The sequence below is a fragment of the Burkholderia sp. BCC1638 genome, from assembly GCF_902833195.1.
GTDB classification, from domain to species: Bacteria; Pseudomonadota; Gammaproteobacteria; order Burkholderiales; family Burkholderiaceae; genus Burkholderia; species Burkholderia diffusa.
Window position 1 is genome coordinate 44,859 of the sequence record NZ_CADFEC010000028.1, and the last position, 15,697, is coordinate 60,555.

Annotated in this window: 13 protein-coding genes; 9 read left to right on the top strand and 4 right to left on the bottom strand. The window is 69.8% G+C overall.

What is annotated here, in order from left to right:
- Positions 1 to 96 precede the first annotated feature (96 nt).
- The 4 genes from HWX22_RS25405 (at position 97) to HWX22_RS25420 (ending at position 5,261) form a co-directional block, all read left to right on the top strand.
- A complete protein-coding gene (locus HWX22_RS25405; RefSeq protein WP_175911718.1) occupies positions 97 to 1,395 on the top strand; it encodes a citrate:proton symporter in 1,299 nt (432 codons plus the stop codon).
- 39 nt (positions 1,396 to 1,434) lie between these two features.
- Positions 1,435 to 2,796, top strand: a complete 1,362-nt coding sequence (locus tag HWX22_RS25410) for an acyclic terpene utilization AtuA family protein (RefSeq protein WP_175916627.1) — start codon at positions 1,435 to 1,437, stop codon at positions 2,794 to 2,796.
- Positions 2,796 to 3,107, top strand: coding sequence for a hypothetical protein (locus HWX22_RS25415; RefSeq protein WP_059700641.1), 312 nt, complete (start codon positions 2,796 to 2,798; stop codon positions 3,105 to 3,107). Before HWX22_RS25410 ends, HWX22_RS25415 begins: the two co-directional genes overlap by 1 nt.
- A 324-nt stretch (positions 3,108 to 3,431) precedes the next feature.
- On the top strand, positions 3,432 to 5,261 hold the full coding sequence (locus tag HWX22_RS25420; protein WP_175916628.1) for a methyl-accepting chemotaxis protein: 1,830 nt from the start codon (positions 3,432 to 3,434) through the stop codon (positions 5,259 to 5,261).
- Positions 5,262 to 5,457: 196 nt separating this feature from the next.
- Here HWX22_RS25420 and HWX22_RS25425 read toward each other — a convergent pair whose 3' ends face one another.
- The 3 genes from HWX22_RS25425 to HWX22_RS25435 form a co-directional block, all read right to left on the bottom strand.
- Complete coding sequence (locus HWX22_RS25425) at positions 5,458 to 6,387, bottom strand: phosphatidate cytidylyltransferase (RefSeq protein ID WP_059523347.1); 930 nt, start codon at positions 6,385 to 6,387, stop codon at positions 5,458 to 5,460.
- A 36-nt stretch (positions 6,388 to 6,423) separates the two neighbouring features.
- Positions 6,424 to 7,056 carry a lysophospholipid acyltransferase family protein gene (locus HWX22_RS25430; protein ID WP_175916629.1) on the bottom strand — a complete coding sequence of 211 codons (633 nt, stop codon included), beginning with the start codon at positions 7,054 to 7,056 and terminating at the stop codon, positions 6,424 to 6,426.
- 231 nt (positions 7,057 to 7,287) lie between these two features.
- Positions 7,288 to 7,425 carry a hypothetical protein gene (locus HWX22_RS25435; protein WP_175916630.1) on the bottom strand — a complete coding sequence of 46 codons (138 nt, stop codon included), beginning with the start codon at positions 7,423 to 7,425 and terminating at the stop codon, positions 7,288 to 7,290.
- An 83-nt stretch (positions 7,426 to 7,508) separates the two neighbouring features.
- Here HWX22_RS25435 and HWX22_RS25440 point away from each other — a divergent pair, with 83 nt between their 5' ends.
- The 4 genes from HWX22_RS25440 (at position 7,509) to HWX22_RS25455 (ending at position 11,810) form a co-directional block, all read left to right on the top strand.
- Positions 7,509 to 8,114 (top strand): CDP-alcohol phosphatidyltransferase family protein, encoded by a 606-nt coding sequence (locus tag HWX22_RS25440; RefSeq protein ID WP_175916631.1) that lies wholly within the window; start codon positions 7,509 to 7,511, stop codon positions 8,112 to 8,114.
- Between the two features lie 68 nt (positions 8,115 to 8,182).
- Complete coding sequence (locus HWX22_RS25445; protein WP_175916632.1) at positions 8,183 to 9,952, top strand: bifunctional alpha/beta hydrolase/class I SAM-dependent methyltransferase; 1,770 nt, start codon at positions 8,183 to 8,185, stop codon at positions 9,950 to 9,952.
- A complete protein-coding gene (locus HWX22_RS25450; protein ID WP_175916633.1) occupies positions 9,949 to 11,358 on the top strand; it encodes a phosphatase PAP2/dual specificity phosphatase family protein in 1,410 nt (469 codons plus the stop codon). The genes HWX22_RS25445 and HWX22_RS25450 overlap by 4 nt, the downstream gene beginning before the upstream one ends.
- Complete coding sequence (locus tag HWX22_RS25455) at positions 11,358 to 11,810, top strand: hypothetical protein (protein ID WP_175916634.1); 453 nt, start codon at positions 11,358 to 11,360, stop codon at positions 11,808 to 11,810. Before HWX22_RS25450 ends, HWX22_RS25455 begins: the two co-directional genes overlap by 1 nt.
- Positions 11,811 to 11,857: 47 nt before the next feature.
- On the opposite strand, the gene HWX22_RS25460 is transcribed toward HWX22_RS25455, so the two are convergent.
- On the bottom strand, positions 11,858 to 12,880 hold the full coding sequence (locus HWX22_RS25460; protein ID WP_244135286.1) for a sensor domain-containing diguanylate cyclase: 1,023 nt from the start codon (positions 12,878 to 12,880) through the stop codon (positions 11,858 to 11,860).
- A gap of 504 nt (positions 12,881 to 13,384) precedes the next feature.
- Between HWX22_RS25460 and bcsB the strand changes: the two genes are divergently transcribed.
- Positions 13,385 to 15,694 carry a cellulose biosynthesis cyclic di-GMP-binding regulatory protein BcsB gene (gene bcsB / locus HWX22_RS25465; protein WP_175916636.1) on the top strand — a complete coding sequence of 770 codons (2,310 nt, stop codon included), beginning with the start codon at positions 13,385 to 13,387 and terminating at the stop codon, positions 15,692 to 15,694.
- Positions 15,695 to 15,697 lie beyond the last annotated feature (3 nt).

Genomic DNA, 15,697 nt, shown 5'->3' on the forward strand with positions numbered 1-15,697 from the left:
ACGGTTCGTGATTGCTGCGATCAAATCATTTCAATTGTGCTATCGCTGCGCCGACCTTACGCTCGTCTCCAATAAAAGACAAGGTAGGAGACACCGATGCTGCCGTTACTCGGGCTGGGCACGATCGTCGTGCTGCTGGCCGCGATTCTGTCCAGACGCATGTCGCCGCTCGTGGCGCTGATCATCGTGCCGATCGCGGCGTCGCTCATCGGCGGCTTCGGGCTGCATACCAGCAAATTCGTGATCGACGGGCTGAAGGGCCTCGCGCCCGTGGTCGGGATGTTCGTGTTCGCGATCCTCTATTTCGGGACGATCACCGATGCCGGCACGCTCGACCCGATCATCGACCGCATCCTGCGCGCGGTCGGCACCCGGCCCACGCGGATCGTGATGGGCACGACGCTGCTCGCGCTGCTGATCCATCTCGATGGCTCGGGCGCTGTCTGCTTTCTCGTGACGATTCCCGCGGTGCTGCCGCTGTATGACCGCCTGAAGATGGACCGGCGCGTGCTGGCCGCCGCCGTGTCGATGGCGGCGGGGATCAACTTCCTGCCGTGGACGGGGCCGATGATCCGCGCGTCGGCGTCGCTGCACCTGCCGGTGTCGGCGCTGTTCAATCCGCTGATTCCGGTGCAGGCGATCGGGCTGGTGTTCGTGTTCGGCGTCGCGTACTGGCTCGGGCGGCGCGAGGAGAAGCGGCTCGGCCTGTCGCGCGACGATGCGTCGATTCCGCTGCCGACACGCGAGCTGACGCCCGACGAGCAGGCGCTGCGCCGGCCGCATCTGTTCTGGTTCAACCTGGTGCTGACGCTCGTCGTGCTCGGCACGATGGTCGTGATGGGCGAGAAGATCCCGCCCGCGATCATGTTCATGGTGGGCCTGTGCGTCGCGCTGATGGTGAACTACCCGGACGTCGACATGCAGAGGAAGCGCATCGACGCGCATGCGCGCGCGGCGCTGATGATGGCCGGCATCCTGCTCGCGGCCGGCGTGTTCACCGGGATCATGCAGGGCAGCGGGATGCTGAAGGCGATGGCGCAGGCGGCGGTCGGCTTCGTGCCGCCGTCAATGGCCGGCCACATCCCGGTCGCGCTCGGCCTCGCGTCGATGCCGCTCAGCATGCTGTTCGATCCCGATTCGTTCTACTTCGGCGTGCTGCCGGTGATCGCGGAAGTGGCCGGCCAGCTCGGCGTGCCGGCCGTGCACGTGGGGCAGGCCGCGCTGCTCGGCCAGATGACGACCGGGTTTCCGGTCAGCCCGCTGACGCCCGCGACGTTCCTCGTCGTCGGCCTGTGCGGGATCGAGCTGGCCGAGCACCAGAAATTCACGTTCCCGCTGCTGTTCGGCGCCTCGATCGTGATGACGATCGCGTGCGTCGTGCTGGGCGTTTTCTGATTTTTCCCCGGCGCGCGAGCGCCGGACCACGGTATCGACATGACAGCAAAGCCATCACACGAACGGCGCGTACGCATCGGCGCGGGCGCCGGCTATTCGGGCGACCGGATCGAGCCCGCGATCGAACTGGCCGAGCACGGGCAGCTCGACTATCTCGTCTTCGAATGCCTGGCCGAGCGCACGATCGCGATCGCGCAGCAGGCGCGGCGCAAGGATCCGTCGCTCGGCTACGATCCGCTGCTCGACGCGCGCATGCATGCCGTGCTGCCGGTGGCCGCGGCCAGGGGCGTGCGGATCGTGTCGAACATGGGCGCGGCAAACCCGCGCGCGGCCGCGCGGCGCACCGCGCGGATCGCGCAGTCGCTCGGCCTCTCGGGGCTGAAGGTCGCGGCGGTCGAAGGCGACGACGTGCTCGACGTCGTGTTGCGCGGCGCGTTCCGTTTCGAGGAGTCGGGCGACGAGGTCGCCGCGTATCGCGACCGCATCGTGTCCGCGAACGCATATCTCGGCGCCGCGCCGATCGTCGATGCGCTCGCGGCCGGCGCGGACGTCGTGCTGACCGGGCGCGTCGCCGATCCGTCGCTGTTCGCCGCGCCGCTGATCCACGCATTCGGCTGGCGAATGGACGACTGGGACACGCTCGGGGCCGCGACGGTCGTCGGCCATCTGCTCGAATGCGCGGGGCAGGTGACGGGCGGCTATTTCGCCGACCCCGGCTACAAGGACGTGCCGAATCTCGCGCGTCTCGGATTCCCGATCGGCGAGGTCGCGGCCGACGGCTCGGTCGTGATCACCAAGGTGCCGCACGCGGGCGGCCGCGTGAGCGCGGCGACCTGCAAGGAACAGCTGCTGTACGAGATTCACGACCCGGCGCGCTACCTGCAGCCCGACGTCGTCGCGGATTTCACGCGCGTGTCCGTTACGGAGGAGGCGCCGGACCGCGTGCGCGTGACGGGCGGGCGCGGCAGCGCGCGCACCGACACGCTGAAGGTGTCGGTCGCGTACGTCGACGGCCATATCGGCGAAGGGCAGATCTCGTACGGGGGGCCGGGCGCGCTGGCGCGCGCGCGGCTCGCGCTCGACATCGTCCGCGAGCGGCTCGCGCTGACCGGCGTGGCCGCGACCGAACTGCGCTTCGACCTGATCGGCGTGGATTCGCTGTACGGCGACGCGACGCCTGCCGTGCGCGGCGAGCCGGCCGAAGTGCGCGTGCGCGTGGCCGGCCGTGCGGCGAGCGCCGCCGAGGCCGCGCGGATCGGCGACGAAGTCGAGACGCTTTATACGAACGGCCCGGCCGGCGGCGGCGGCGCGTTCAAGTCGACGCGCGAGGTGATCGCGGTGCAGTCGGTGCTGTTGCCGCGCACGGACGTAACGCCGTCGTTTTCATTCGTGGAGGCATGATGCAACTGCGTGAACTGGCGCATGCGCGCACCGGCGACAAGGGCAATACGCTCAACGTGTCGGTCATCTGCCGCGATCCGCGTCACTACGAACACCTGCGCGCGCATCTCGATGCGCCGGCGGTGAAGGCATGGCTCGCGGGCATCGTGCACGGCGATGTGGTGCGCTACGAACTGCCGGCGCTGGCCGCGTTCAACTTCGTGCTGCGCGATGCGCTCGGTGGCGGCGTCACGCGCTCGCTCGCGCTCGACGCGCACGGCAAGTCGGTCAGCTCGGCGTTGCTGGCGATCGACTTGCCCGATCCGGCGTGACGGCGTGACGGCGTGACGGCGTGACGGCGTGACGGTGTGCGCGGCCACCAGGCTGCTCGCTTGCCGTCACGTTCGCGCTCACGGAATCGACAGGTCGCGACGGCGATCCGCGTGGTCGACGCGTTCGCCTGCAATGGCTCCCATCCCGCCGGCGCGTTGAGCCCTCGGCGATATCGATCCGCCTGGCTGCTGCCGGGGGTCTTCCGGTTTTTTTGAGCGGTCTGACCAGTCCAACCTCAAGTTGCCTCCCGACCGGTCGTTAAACCCGTTTGCGTACTCATTTGACTGTTCGATAACAACGCGCAACCGGAGATCGCCGTCATCATGCTGTCATCAATTCGTGCCCGGATCGTGGCAACCTGCGTCGCCATCGTCGTGACGGCCCTCGCCGTCACGGGCGGGCTGGTATACGAGGTCGTCCAGCGACACAACGACGAAACCATCGACCAGAACCTGCGTTCGGTCCTCGCCGGCCATGCGCTGGCGCTCGACGAGTGGGTCGCGAGCCGCGCCCAGCAGACCCAGGCGCTTGCGGATACGCTGCCGATCGGCGAAGGCGATCCGCTGCCGGCCCTGACGCTGCTCGGCAAGTCGGGCGGGTTCCAGGTGCTGACGCTCGGCCTGCCGGACCACACGGCGTTCTCGAACATCCCGCTTGCGTCCGGTTACGATCCGACCGCGCGTCCGTGGTACAAGCAGGCGGTCGAGGCAGGCCGGCTCGTCGTCACCGCGCTGTACCAGGACGCATCGACCGGCAAGCCGGCTTTTGCATTCGCGGTGCCGATCATGCGCGGCGGCGCGCTGAAGGGCGTGCTTGCGGCGAGTCTCTACATGGAACGCGCGAGCGCGATCGTCGCGTCGATGCACCCGACGCCGGCGAGTTTCGCGTTTCTCGTCGACCGCGGCGGGCGCCTCATCGCGGGCGTGAAGACCGACCTGATCATGAAGCCGGCCGTGCAGCTGTCGCCGGAACTGACACCCGATCGTCTCGCTGGCCTGCAGCGTGCGAGCGAGCCGGTGGCGATCGCGGTGGACGGCGTGACCAAACTGCTCCGTGCGCAACCGATCGCCGGCACGGACTGGTCGCTCGTGATGGCGCTCGACCGGTCGGACGTGACGGCCGGCATGCGCGCGGTCGCGACGACGACGCTGGTGGCCATCGTCATCGTGGCGTGTATCGCGGCCGCGCTCGTCGGCGCGCTGACGAATGCGGCATTCAAGCGCGTGCTGCTGGTGCGCGATGCGCTGACCGATGTCGCGAGCGGCAACGGCGACCTGACGAAACGGCTGCGGGCGGACGGCAACGACGAGGCTGCGCAGATCGCGCGCGCGTTCAATGTGTTTGCGGAAAAGATTTCGGCGATCCTGCTGCAGATTCGCGGGTTCAGTGAATCGGTGAGCGTGGCGAGCGCGGAGATCGCACAGGGCAACCAGGACCTGTCGAGCCGCACCGAGCACGCGGCGTCGAGCCTCCAGGAGACCGCGGCGGCGCTCGAGGAGATTGCCGGCACGGCGCGCAACTCGGCCGATGCGGCGACGCAGGTGAGCCGGCTCGCGGAATCGGCGTCGGGCGTCGCGATGCGCGGCGGCGAGGTGGTGAGCCAGGTGGTCGCGACGATGGGCGAGATCACGGCGGCCTCGAACGAAATCTCGAACATCATCGGCGTGATCGACGGCATCGCGTTCCAGACCAACATTCTCGCGTTGAATGCGGCCGTCGAGGCGGCGCGCGCGAACGAGCACGGGCGCGGCTTCGCGGTCGTCGCGGGCGAGGTGCGCACGCTCGCGCAACGCAGCGCGCAGGCGGCCAAGGAAATCAAGCAGCTGATCCAGGCGTCCGTCGACAAGATCGAGGGCGGGTCGGGGCTCGTGCACACGGCGGGCGCGACGATGGACGAGATCGTCGAGGGCGTGCGCGGCATCACGAGCGTGATCGCGGAAATGTCGGTCGCGGCGAACGAGCAGAGCACCGGCCTCGCGCAGGTGAATCAGGCGGTGTCGCAACTCGATCACTCGACGCAGCAGAACGCGGCGCTCGTCGAGGAGTCCGCCGCGGCCGCGGCGCTGTTGCGCGAGCAGGCGGCGCAGCTCGCGCAAACGGTCGGCGAATTCAAGCTCGCGCGTCCGCAAACGGCCGATACGGCACCGGCATGATGCGGCGCGCGCAGGGCCGGGTCAGGTCGAGCAGCGCGGCCTGTTCGCGGGCGAAGCGCTGCTTGCGGCAAAGCGACTTGCACGTCGTGCGCACATCGTCGCGCACGACGTTGAACTGCACGCCGTCGTCGACCGCGTTGTGCGTGAGATCGAGCGTGTAGTAATCGGGACCGGACGGCGTCCCGCCGTCCCGGTATTACACGTACACGTAGCGCACGAGGTGGAAGAACACCGGCGCCGCGAAGCAGATCGAGTCGACGCGATCGAGCATCCCGCCGTGGCCCGCGATCATCGAGCCCCAGTCCTTGGTGCCGAGCGAGCGCTTCACGGCCGACAGCACCAGGCCGCCGACGAAGCCTGCGATCACGATCGCGAGCGAGATCCCGAATGCCGCGCCGAAGCTGAACGGCGTCACGCGATACAGCGACGCGCCGCACAGCGTCGCGAGCAGGCCGCCGCCGACGAAGCCCTCGACCGTCTTCGACGGCGACAGGCGCGGCGCGATCTTGCGGCGCCCGCACAGCTTGCCGACCACGTACTGCAGCACGTCGCTGATCTGCACGACGAACAGGAAGAAGAACAGCAGCAGCGCGTTCTGCCCGGCGTAGCGCGGGATGTCGAGGATCAGCACGGCCGGCGCATGGCTCAACCCGTACACGCAGACCATCAGCGCCCAGTTGATCTTCGCGTTGCGGCTCAGGAATTCGCGCGTGTCCTGCGTGAGCGCCGACACCAGCGACATCGCGAAGAACAGGTGCACCGGCACGAAGATCGAATACATCCCGTACCAGTTGATCCCGAGCAGCAGGTACTGCACCGGAATTGCGATGAAGAACGCGATGAAGAGCGTCGTGTGGTCGCTTGGGGTCGTCGGCGTGAGCGTGATGAATTCGCGCAGCGTCAGGTACGACAGCAGCGCGAACACCAGATACGTGACGTTGTTGCCGAGGCCGATCGCGATGACCATGATCGCGATCATCGCCCACCACGCGCGGATGCGCTGGTTCAGGTTGACGATGGTCGCGCTGGTGCCGCCGCTGCGCGCGCCGAGGATCGCGCCGATCACGGTCGCGAGCACCAGCACGCCGGTGACGCCTGCGACCAGTTCCCAGAAGAGAGTTCGCATGGAGAGGTCCGGAAAAGGGAGAGGAGGGCGCCGCGTTCAGCCGGCCGGCCGCTGCGGCGGCGCGAGCGCGACGATCGCGTCGCGCATGCGGGCGAGGAAGGTCGGCTTGTCTTCGTCGGCACCGAGGGCATCGTTCGCGCCGAAGTGCACCTTGCAGATCAGCGGCACGGGCCAGATCGCGCCCTTCGGCATGATGCGCTGCAGGTTCTCGAGATAGACCGGCGCGAGCGCGACCTCCGGAAACTCGGTCGCGAGATGGAACAGGCCGCTCTTGAACGGCTGCGGCAAGACTTCGGCGCCGCGCGTGCCTTCCGGAAAGATGATGATCGAGTGGCCTTGCCGCAGTGCGTCGCGCACCGGGTCCAACGGATCGCCGCCGCTTTCGCGGTGGCGGTCGATCAGCACGACGTTCAGCAGCTTCTGCGCGATGTGACGCTTCATGTTGCTGCTGTCCCAGTAGTCGCGTGCGGCGACGGGCCGCACGACCGCGCGCACGTCGCGCGGCAGCGCGGCGAGGATCGCAAGCGTGTCGATGTGGCTCGTATGGTTCGAGAAGTAGATCTTCTGCGTCGGGGAAGGCGGCGCCTGATGCCAGACCGGATACGCACCGGCGACGAGCCGCACGATCGACAGCAGGAAATCGCGCTGCCAGACGTTCAGGATGTTCATCGGCGCGGCGCCTCCTGCATGCATGCCCGCGCGGCCGCGCATGCGCGGCGGGCGGAATCCCGGAATGCCGGCGCGGCAGGATGCGCGCCGGACGGCCATTGTTTAAGTTTTTTCAAATTCGTGACTGCCTGTCGCAAGGCCGCGATAATCGGACGATGCGCCGGCGGGTGTTGCGTCGCGGCGAATTCGCCGTTCGACGGCGTAATAATCGGCTGTTGCACGAGCGCCCGGTCACAGTTCGAATGAATTGCTGCGCTCGTGGGCCAGCGGATTATCGCGAGTTTCCGTCGAAAACACCAGATTGCCCGGCGCGGCCGGCGCGGGGCGCGGCTTGACGCGTCGGGGCCGCTCGGCGACGATGACGACCACCTGTCGAAAGCCGAAGCCGACGGGCGTGCTGCCCGGGGCAGGGCAGCGGCAAACGTGTCCGAACGTGAAGAATCAATAAAACGATGAGCCTCTACGCACTCAAACCGAAATTCCAGAATCGTCTGCGTCCGTTCGCGGATTCGCTTGCCGAACGCGGCGTCACCGCCAACCAGGTCACGCTGTTCGCGGCCGGCGGCTCGATCGTCGTCGGCGCGCTCGCGGGGCTTGGCGTGTTCGCCCGCGTGCTGTTCCTGCTGATTCCGATCTGGCTGTTCGTGCGGATGGCACTCAACGCGATCGACGGCATGCTCGCCCGCGAGCACGGGCAGAAGAGCACACTCGGCGCGTACCTGAACGAGCTTGGCGACGTCGTGTCCGACGTCGCGCTCGTGCTGCCGTTCCTCGCGATTTCGGCGTTCGCCGCGGCGGACGTCTGGCTGTTCGCGCTGACGGCGGTCATCGTCGAATGCGCGGGGCTGATCGGCCCGCTCGCCGGCGCGACGCGCCGCTACGACGGCCCGTTCGGCAAGAGCGACCGCGCGCTTGCGCTCGGCGCGTTCGCGCTGTGGATCGGCTTCGGTCTGCCGGTCGGCAGCGTCGCCGCATGGCTGTGGCGCGTGCTGATCGTGCTGTCGATCGTGACGGCGGTGCGGCGCGTGCAGGCCGGGATCGCTGAAGCGGGCGGCTGACGGCCGTAGTGGGACCGGCGCCGGAGGGCGGCGCCGCATGATTCGAATAACGAAACGAGAGAGATCGCATGAACGCACGCACGGCCCGCGAGGCCGACTTCATCACGCACGACGGCGAAACGCTGTTCTATCGCCACTGGCCCGCGACGGGCCCGCGCTGCCGCGGCGCGATCGTGCTGCTGCATCGCGGCCACGAACATTCGGTGCGTGTCGCGCACCTCGTCGACGAGCTCGAGCTGCCGGACTTCGCGTTCTTCGCGTGGGATGCGCGCGGTCACGGCCGCTCGCCCGGCGCGCGCGGCTACAGCCCGAGCGCGGCCGCGTCGGTGCGCGACTTGCAAACCTTCGTCGAGCATATCCGCGACACGCACGGCATCGCGATCGAGGACACGGCCGTGGTCGGCCAGAGCGTCGGCGCGGTGCTCGCCGCCACCTGGGTACACGACTACGCGCCGCCGATCCGCTGCCTCGTGGTCGCGTCGCCGGCGTTCCACATCAAGCTTTACGTACCGTTCGCGCGGCCGGGGCTGCGGCTGATGCACAAGCTGCGCGGGCTGTTCTACGTGAACAGCTACGTGAAACCGAAATTCCTCACGCACGATCCCGAACGGATCGCGAGCTATGCGGCCGATCCGCTGATCACGCGGCCGATCGCCGTGAACATGCTGCTCGACCTGCACGACACCGCGAAGCGGATCGTCGCCGATGCGGCCGCGATCACCGTGCCGACGCAACTGTTGATCTCGGGCGCCGACTGGGTCGTGCATCGCGGCCCGCAGGACCGCTTCTTCGAGCGGCTCGGCGCCGCGCGCAAGGAGCGCATCGTGCTGCCTGGCTTCTATCACGACACGCTCGGCGAGCGCGACCGCGCGCAGGCGCTCGCACCGCTGCGCGCGTTCGTGCTGCGCGAGTTCGATACGCCGAGCCCGCGCGTGTCGCTGGCCGACGCCGACCGGCGCGGCGCATTCCACGACGAATATGCGGCGCTCGGCCGCCCGCCCGCGAACCCGTTCGCACGGGCGTACTGGGCGATCACGCGGGCGGGTCTGAAGGCCGGCGGCGCGCTGTCGGACGGCATCGCGCTCGGGCTGCGGCTCGGCTTCGATTCGGGTTCGACGCTCGACTACGTATATCGCAACCGCGCGCAGGGCCGGCTCGGCGTCGGCGCGCTGATCGACCGCACCTATCTCGATTCGCCGGGTTGGGTCGGTATCCGTCAGCGGAAGGTGCATCTGCAGGAACTGATCGGTGCGGCGATCGGCCGGCTGCGCGGCCACGGCGAACCGGTGCGGATCGTCGACATCGCGGCCGGGCATGGCCGCTATGTGCTCGACGCGATCGCGACGGCCGCCGAACGCGACGGCGCGGCGCCCGACGACATCACGCTGCGCGACTACAGCCCGCCGAACGTCGAGGCCGGGCGTGTGCTGATCGCGCAGCGCGGTCTCGAGCCGATCGCGCGCTTCGAGCGCGGCGACGCGTTCGACGAGGCGTCGCTCGCGACGCTCGAGCCGCGTCCGACGCTGGCGATTGTGTCGGGGCTGTATGAACTGTTCGGCGAGAACGCGCTGATCGAACGTTCGCTGCGCGGGCTTGCGCAGGCGGTGCCGCCCGGCGGCTATCTCGTCTATACCGGGCAGCCGTGGCATCCGCAGCTCGAATTCATCGCACGCGCGCTGAACAATCATCGCGGCGACGCGACCTGGGTGATGCGCCGCCGCTCGCAGGCCGAGATGGACGAGCTCGTCGCGCGCGCGGGCTTTCGCAAGCTCGACCAGCGCATCGACGAGATGGGCATCTTCACGGTTAGCCTCGCGCAGCGGGTCGACGCGTCATGAGCGCGCTCGGCGGCGGCGCGGGCGCGGGCGACGGTCTCGCCGAGTCGGCGGCCGGTGCGCGCGACGCGTCGTTCGCGCTGCGCGTCGGCTGGCTCGCGGCGATGGGCGCGGTGTTCTTTTCCTCGTACGGCTTCGCGAACTGGCTCGCCGCGCGCCGCGCCGTGGTGCCGACCTTCGCGTTCGGCTGGGAACATGCGATTCCGTTCGTGCCATGGACCATCGTGCCGTACTGGTCGATCGACCTGCTGTACGCGCTGTCGTTCTTCTTCTGGACCCGCCGTGACGATCTGCTCGATCACGTGAAGCGGCTGTTGACCGTGCAACTGGTGTCGGTCGCGTGCTTCGTCGCGTGGCCGCTGCGCTTCGGCTTCGAGCGGCCCGACGCGGGCGGCGTGGCCGGCGCGCTGTTCACGCTGCTGATGGGGTTCGACAAGCCGTTCAACCAGGCTCCGTCGCTGCACATCGGCCTGCTCGTCGTGCTGTGGGCCGTCTATGCGAAGCAGTTGCGCGGCACGGTCGCTCGGTTCGTGCTGCATCCGTGGTTCGCGGCGATCGGCGTGTCGGTGCTGACGACCTATCAGCATCATGCGATCGACGTGCCGACCGGTGCGGCCGTCGGCTGTCTGGCGCTGTTCCTGTTTCCGTTGCGTGACGCCGCGGGGCGACTGCCGGGCGCGACCGGTTCGCCGTCCGCCGGCGGCCGCGCGCTCGCCCGCCGCTATGCGTTCGGCGCGGCGCTGGTCGCGCTGGTGGCGCTTGGCTGCGTGTCGCGCGCGCCGGGCTGGGCGTTGGCGGCCGGGTGGGCCGCGCTGGCGCTCGCGTGCGTCGCGTGGATCTACCGGCGCGGCGCGCCCGGTGCGTTCCAGAAGGACGACGCGGGCCGTTTCCCGGTGTTCATCCGCTGGCTGCTCGCACCGACGATCGCCGGCGCGTTCGTCAACTCGCGGGTGTGGACGTTCCGGCATCCGGCGCCGGCGCGGATCGACGAGCGCGTGTCGATCGGCCGCATACCGACCACGCGCGACCTGCGACGCCACGGCTTCACCGCGCTCGTCGACCTGACGGCCGAGATGCCGCGCTGGGCCGCGGCCGACGCGTCGCTCGCGTATGCGTCGGTGCCGCAGCTCGACCTCGTCGCGCCCACCGCGGCGCAGCTCGCGGCGGCCGTTGCGGCGCTCGAACGCCTGCACGCCGACGGGCGCGACGTGCTGATCTGCTGTGCGCTCGGCTACGGGCGCAGCGTGCTGTGCGCGGCTGCCTGGCTCGCCGCGCGGCGGGGGCTCGGCGACGCGCGCGACGCGCTTGCCGCAGTACGGGCGATGCGGCCGCGCGCGGTATGGTCGGACGACGGCGTGGCCGTGCTGCAGGGCTGGATCGACCGTCGCCGCGTGACGGGAGCGGCGTGATGCGCGACCCGTCCGCACCGTTCAGGATCGCCGCCGCGCGCGGGGCGCTCGACGCCGGCGCGTGGGCGATCGCGGCCGCGCTGGCCGCGGCCGGCGCGGGCTGGTGGATTGCGGCGGCCTGGCCGCCGGCGACGATCGCGCGTGTGCTGCTGGCCGTGATCAGCACCGGGTCGGGGATTGCCGCGCTGTGGTACGCGGTGCGCATCGAGATCGACCGGCGGCTGTTCGCCGCGCTCGCGCGCACGGCATCGGGCGACGCGTCGGCCGACGACGGGCTGGCCGCGCTCGATCGCGCGCTTGCCGACCTCGGCTGGATCGACGCAGGCAAGGCCGGACGCGCGCTCGACGCGCGGGTGCGCGGTGCGGTCGGGTTGTGCCGTGCCGGTGTGCTGGTCGCGATCGTGCAGTGGATCGTGGTCGGTTTGGCGATCGCGGTGGCGCGGGTCGGCTAACCATCCGTGACCGGCCGGACGGCCGAGGCCCGGGCCGGTCAAGCGGGTTACGCGTGCGCCGCCCGCTGCGTCCGCATGCGCTTCACCTCGTACATCGCCTGGTCCGCACGTTCGATCAGCGCGTTCATGTCGGTGCCGTCGTCAGGCAGCATCGCGACGCCGACACTGACGCCGAGCCGCAGCGGATGTCCCTCGAATTCGAACGGCTCGCCGACCTGCCGGGCGAGCCGTGCGCGTTGCGCATCGACGTCGTCGCGGCTGCCGATGTTCGGCAGGATCACCGCGAACTCGTCGCCGCCCACGCGCGCGACCGTATCCGAGCGCCGCACGGCGCGCTGCATCCGCGCGGCGATCTCGCGCAGCGCGGCGTCGCCCGCGCGGTGGCCGTAGCCGTCGTTGATCGGCTTGAGTCCGTCCATGTCGATGTTGAGGATGCCGAGCCGGCCGTTCGCGCGCAGCGCCGTATGCATCGACTGGCGCAGGCGGTCGTAGAACAGCGCGCGGTTCGGCAGGCCGGTGAGCGCGTCGTGCGTCGCGCGCAGGTACAACTCGTTGGCCTCGTTGCGCGCCGCGTGGAACATCGCGGCGGCGATCAGGTCGGCCGTGAGCCGCAGCGTCCCGGCATCGGCGGCCGAAAAACCGTCGATGTCCGGCGACATCACCTTCAGCACGCCGACCGTCGTGTCCGCGTGGGTGAGCGGCATCACCAGCATCGAGCGCAGCCCGACCCGGCGGCACGCATCGCGGTCGACGCGCGGGTCGGATTCCGAATCCTTGCAGTGCAGCAGTTCACCGCGCGTCACGCACAGGCCGGACAGGCTGCCCGAACGGCGCAACCGCAGCCCGAGCATCCCGGCGGCGGAGCCCGACGCGGCGCGGTACACCATGTCGTCGCCTTCGGCGAATTCGACCGCCGCGCCGCTCGCGCCCGTAAGCTGCGGCACCTGCTCGGTCACGTAAGCCATCACGCTGCCGAGGTCGAGACCGAGTTTCGCGATTTCGGTTTGCGCGGCGATGATGCGCAGCAGCGTGTCGGGGGACGGGGTGGCGGTGTCGACGATTTGATCCAAGTCAGTTTTCCATGAAGAAAGCTCAGCACGCGGCCCGGGCTTGCGGTAGCATACGCGCCGCTCACGCGGCAGCGCGTTCCGGGCGGCCCGCAACGGGCCGCCGCCGGCATCCGGCCGGTTTCCCGGGGCGCCGGACCGCCGGTTCGGCAGCGCCGGCAGTATGCCGGTCGGTCCGGCCGGCGGCAACGGTGTAACTCTTGCCATTCCATCGCGACGCGCAGCATTTCCGACCGGATTGAGTTGTTTTTCGCTTCGTCAGCACGAATCAGGGTGAGTTTTGTCTTGATTTTGAGATAGTGTGACGAATGTGCGAGCGCCGGTGCCCGGTGCGCGCTGTCCGACGAATCGGCAGCAAAATGATTCGCCGCGTCGTTTCGATAAATGCATTCAGGCCAGACTTTGAGGGGAAGCAGTGGGGATGTGCACTCACGGGCATAGCTGCTTTGCGCGCGTCGGTTGCGGCGCGCTTGATGACCGGACGATCTTGACGAAGCGGGGCCGCGCATGAAGCCGGCCGCGTCGCTGTTCGTCCTGTCGCTCGCCACGTTCGGCGCGTTCCACGCGGCCGCGCTGTCGGCCGCGCCGATGCCGGCTGCGGCCGCTTCGGCGTCCGCCGGCAGTCCGGCCGTGACGGCGACCGCCAGCGGCGCGGCCGCGCCGAGCGCCGCCGGCACGGCGTCCGCCGGCCAGCCCGCGACGACCGTGCACCTGCCGTTCGCGTCGCTCGGCGCGTTCGATCCGGTCCACCTGCGCGGCGCCGACGACGCGCGCACGATCAATGCGGGCGTGCGGCTCGATCGCGTGGTCACCGGCGCGCGGCTGCGCCTGACCTACGCGTATTCGCCGTCGCTGGTCTTCCCGATGTCGCACCTGAAGGTGTCGATGAACGGCGAGGTGGTCGCGACCGTCCCGTTCGACGCGACCCGCGCGGGCCGTACGGTCACGCAGGACATCCCGATCGATCCCCGCTACTTCTCCGATTTCAACCAGATCGGCCTGCGCCTGATCGCGCATTACTCGCTCGACCACTGCGAGGACCCGTCGAGCTCGGCGCTGTGGGCCGACGTGAGCCCGACGAGCGAACTGATCCTCGACGAGTCGCCGGTGCGCCTGCCGAACGATCTCGCGCTGCTGCCCGCGCCGTTCTTCGACCGGCGCGACAACGGGCTCCTGCGGCTGCCGTTCGTGCTGCCGGCGTCACCCGACTCGGCGACGCTGCGCAGCGCCGGCGTGCTCGCGTCGTGGTTCGGCGCGCAGGCCGACTACCGGCAGGCGCGCTTCCCGGTTGCAGCGACGCTCCCGGCCGACGACCAGGCGGTGGTGGTCGGCACGGCCGCGACCTTGCCGGCCGGCCTCGCGCTACCGTCGGTCAACGGCCCGCTGCTCGCCGTCGCCGACAACCCGGCCGCGCCGGGCCGCAAGCTGCTGATCGTGACGGGCCGCACGGCCGCCGAGGTCGACGACGCGGTCGCGGCGCTCGTGCTCGGCCGCGCGGCGCTGTCGGGCCCGGCGGCGACGGTCGCGCACGTGGATCTCGGCGCGCCGCGCAAGCCGTACGACGCACCGCGCTGGCTGCCGGTGAACCGGCCGATCACGTTCCGCGAATTGGTGTCGGACCCGCGCGAACTCGAAGTGCGCGGCACGTCGCCCGACGCGATCCGGCTGAACCTGCGCGTGCCGGCCGATCTGCATTCGTGGAACGGCTCGGGCGTGCCGATCACGCTGCGCTATCGCTACACCGCGCCGACCGTGCAGGACAACTCGACGCTCGCCGTCGAGATCAACGAACAGCTGGTGAAGTCGTACCGGCTCGGGCCGGCCCATGCGGAAGACGCGCGCGGGCGCATGCAGCTGCCGCTGCTGTCGGTGCCGGAAGGGCGCGTGACGAGCGATGTCGACATCCCGGCGTTCCGCGTCGGCAGCGGCAACCAGCTGCAGTTCCGCTTCACGCTCGATTCGCAGAAGACGGGGCTCTGCTCGAGCACCGCGACCGAGCCGCAGCGCGCGGCGATCGATCCGGATTCGACGATCGACTTCTCGCACTTCGTCCATTACGCGCAATTGCCGAACCTCGCGTTCTTCGCGAACAGCGGTTTCCCGTTCACGCGCTTCGCCGACCTGTCGCAGACGGCGGTCGTGATGCCGGACCGGCCGTCGCCGCAGGAGCTGGAAGCCTACCTGACGATGCTCGGCCACATGGGGCAGTGGACCGGCTTCCCGGCGCTGCGCGTGCAGGTCGCGCGGCCCGGCGACGTCGCCGCGCTCGCGGGCCGCAAGGACCTGCTCGTGATCGACGGCTCGCCCGCGTCGCCGCTGCTGTCGCACTGGCGCGCGGCGTTGCCTCTGTCGATCGACCAGCAGGCCGGCACGGGCGCGACGCGTGTCGCGTTCTCGGTGAAGGAACGCTGGCGCAACGGCGTCGGCATGGCCGACGGCGGCGCACATATCGAACAGACGGGCTCGCTCGCGGCGCTGGCCGGGTTCGAGCTGCCGGGCAGCCATGGCCGCAGCGTCGTGGCGCTGACGGCGACCGACCAGGCGCGTCTGGCCGATCTGCTCGACGTGTTCGAGAAGCCGGGCCTCGTGTCGCAGTTGCAGGGTGACCTCGCGCTGGTGCGGCCGGGGCAGGTCGACAGCCTGCGCGTCGGTGAGCCGTACGTGGTCGGCTTCGTGCCGTGGTACGCGCGCGTCTGGACGCAAGCGGCGCGGCACCCGGTGGTGCTCGGCGTGGTCGGCGTCGTCGCGGGGCTGTTGCTCGCGCTCGGCGTGTTCAGCGTGCTGCAGAGAATCGCCGCGCGCCGACGGGGGATGTAACGG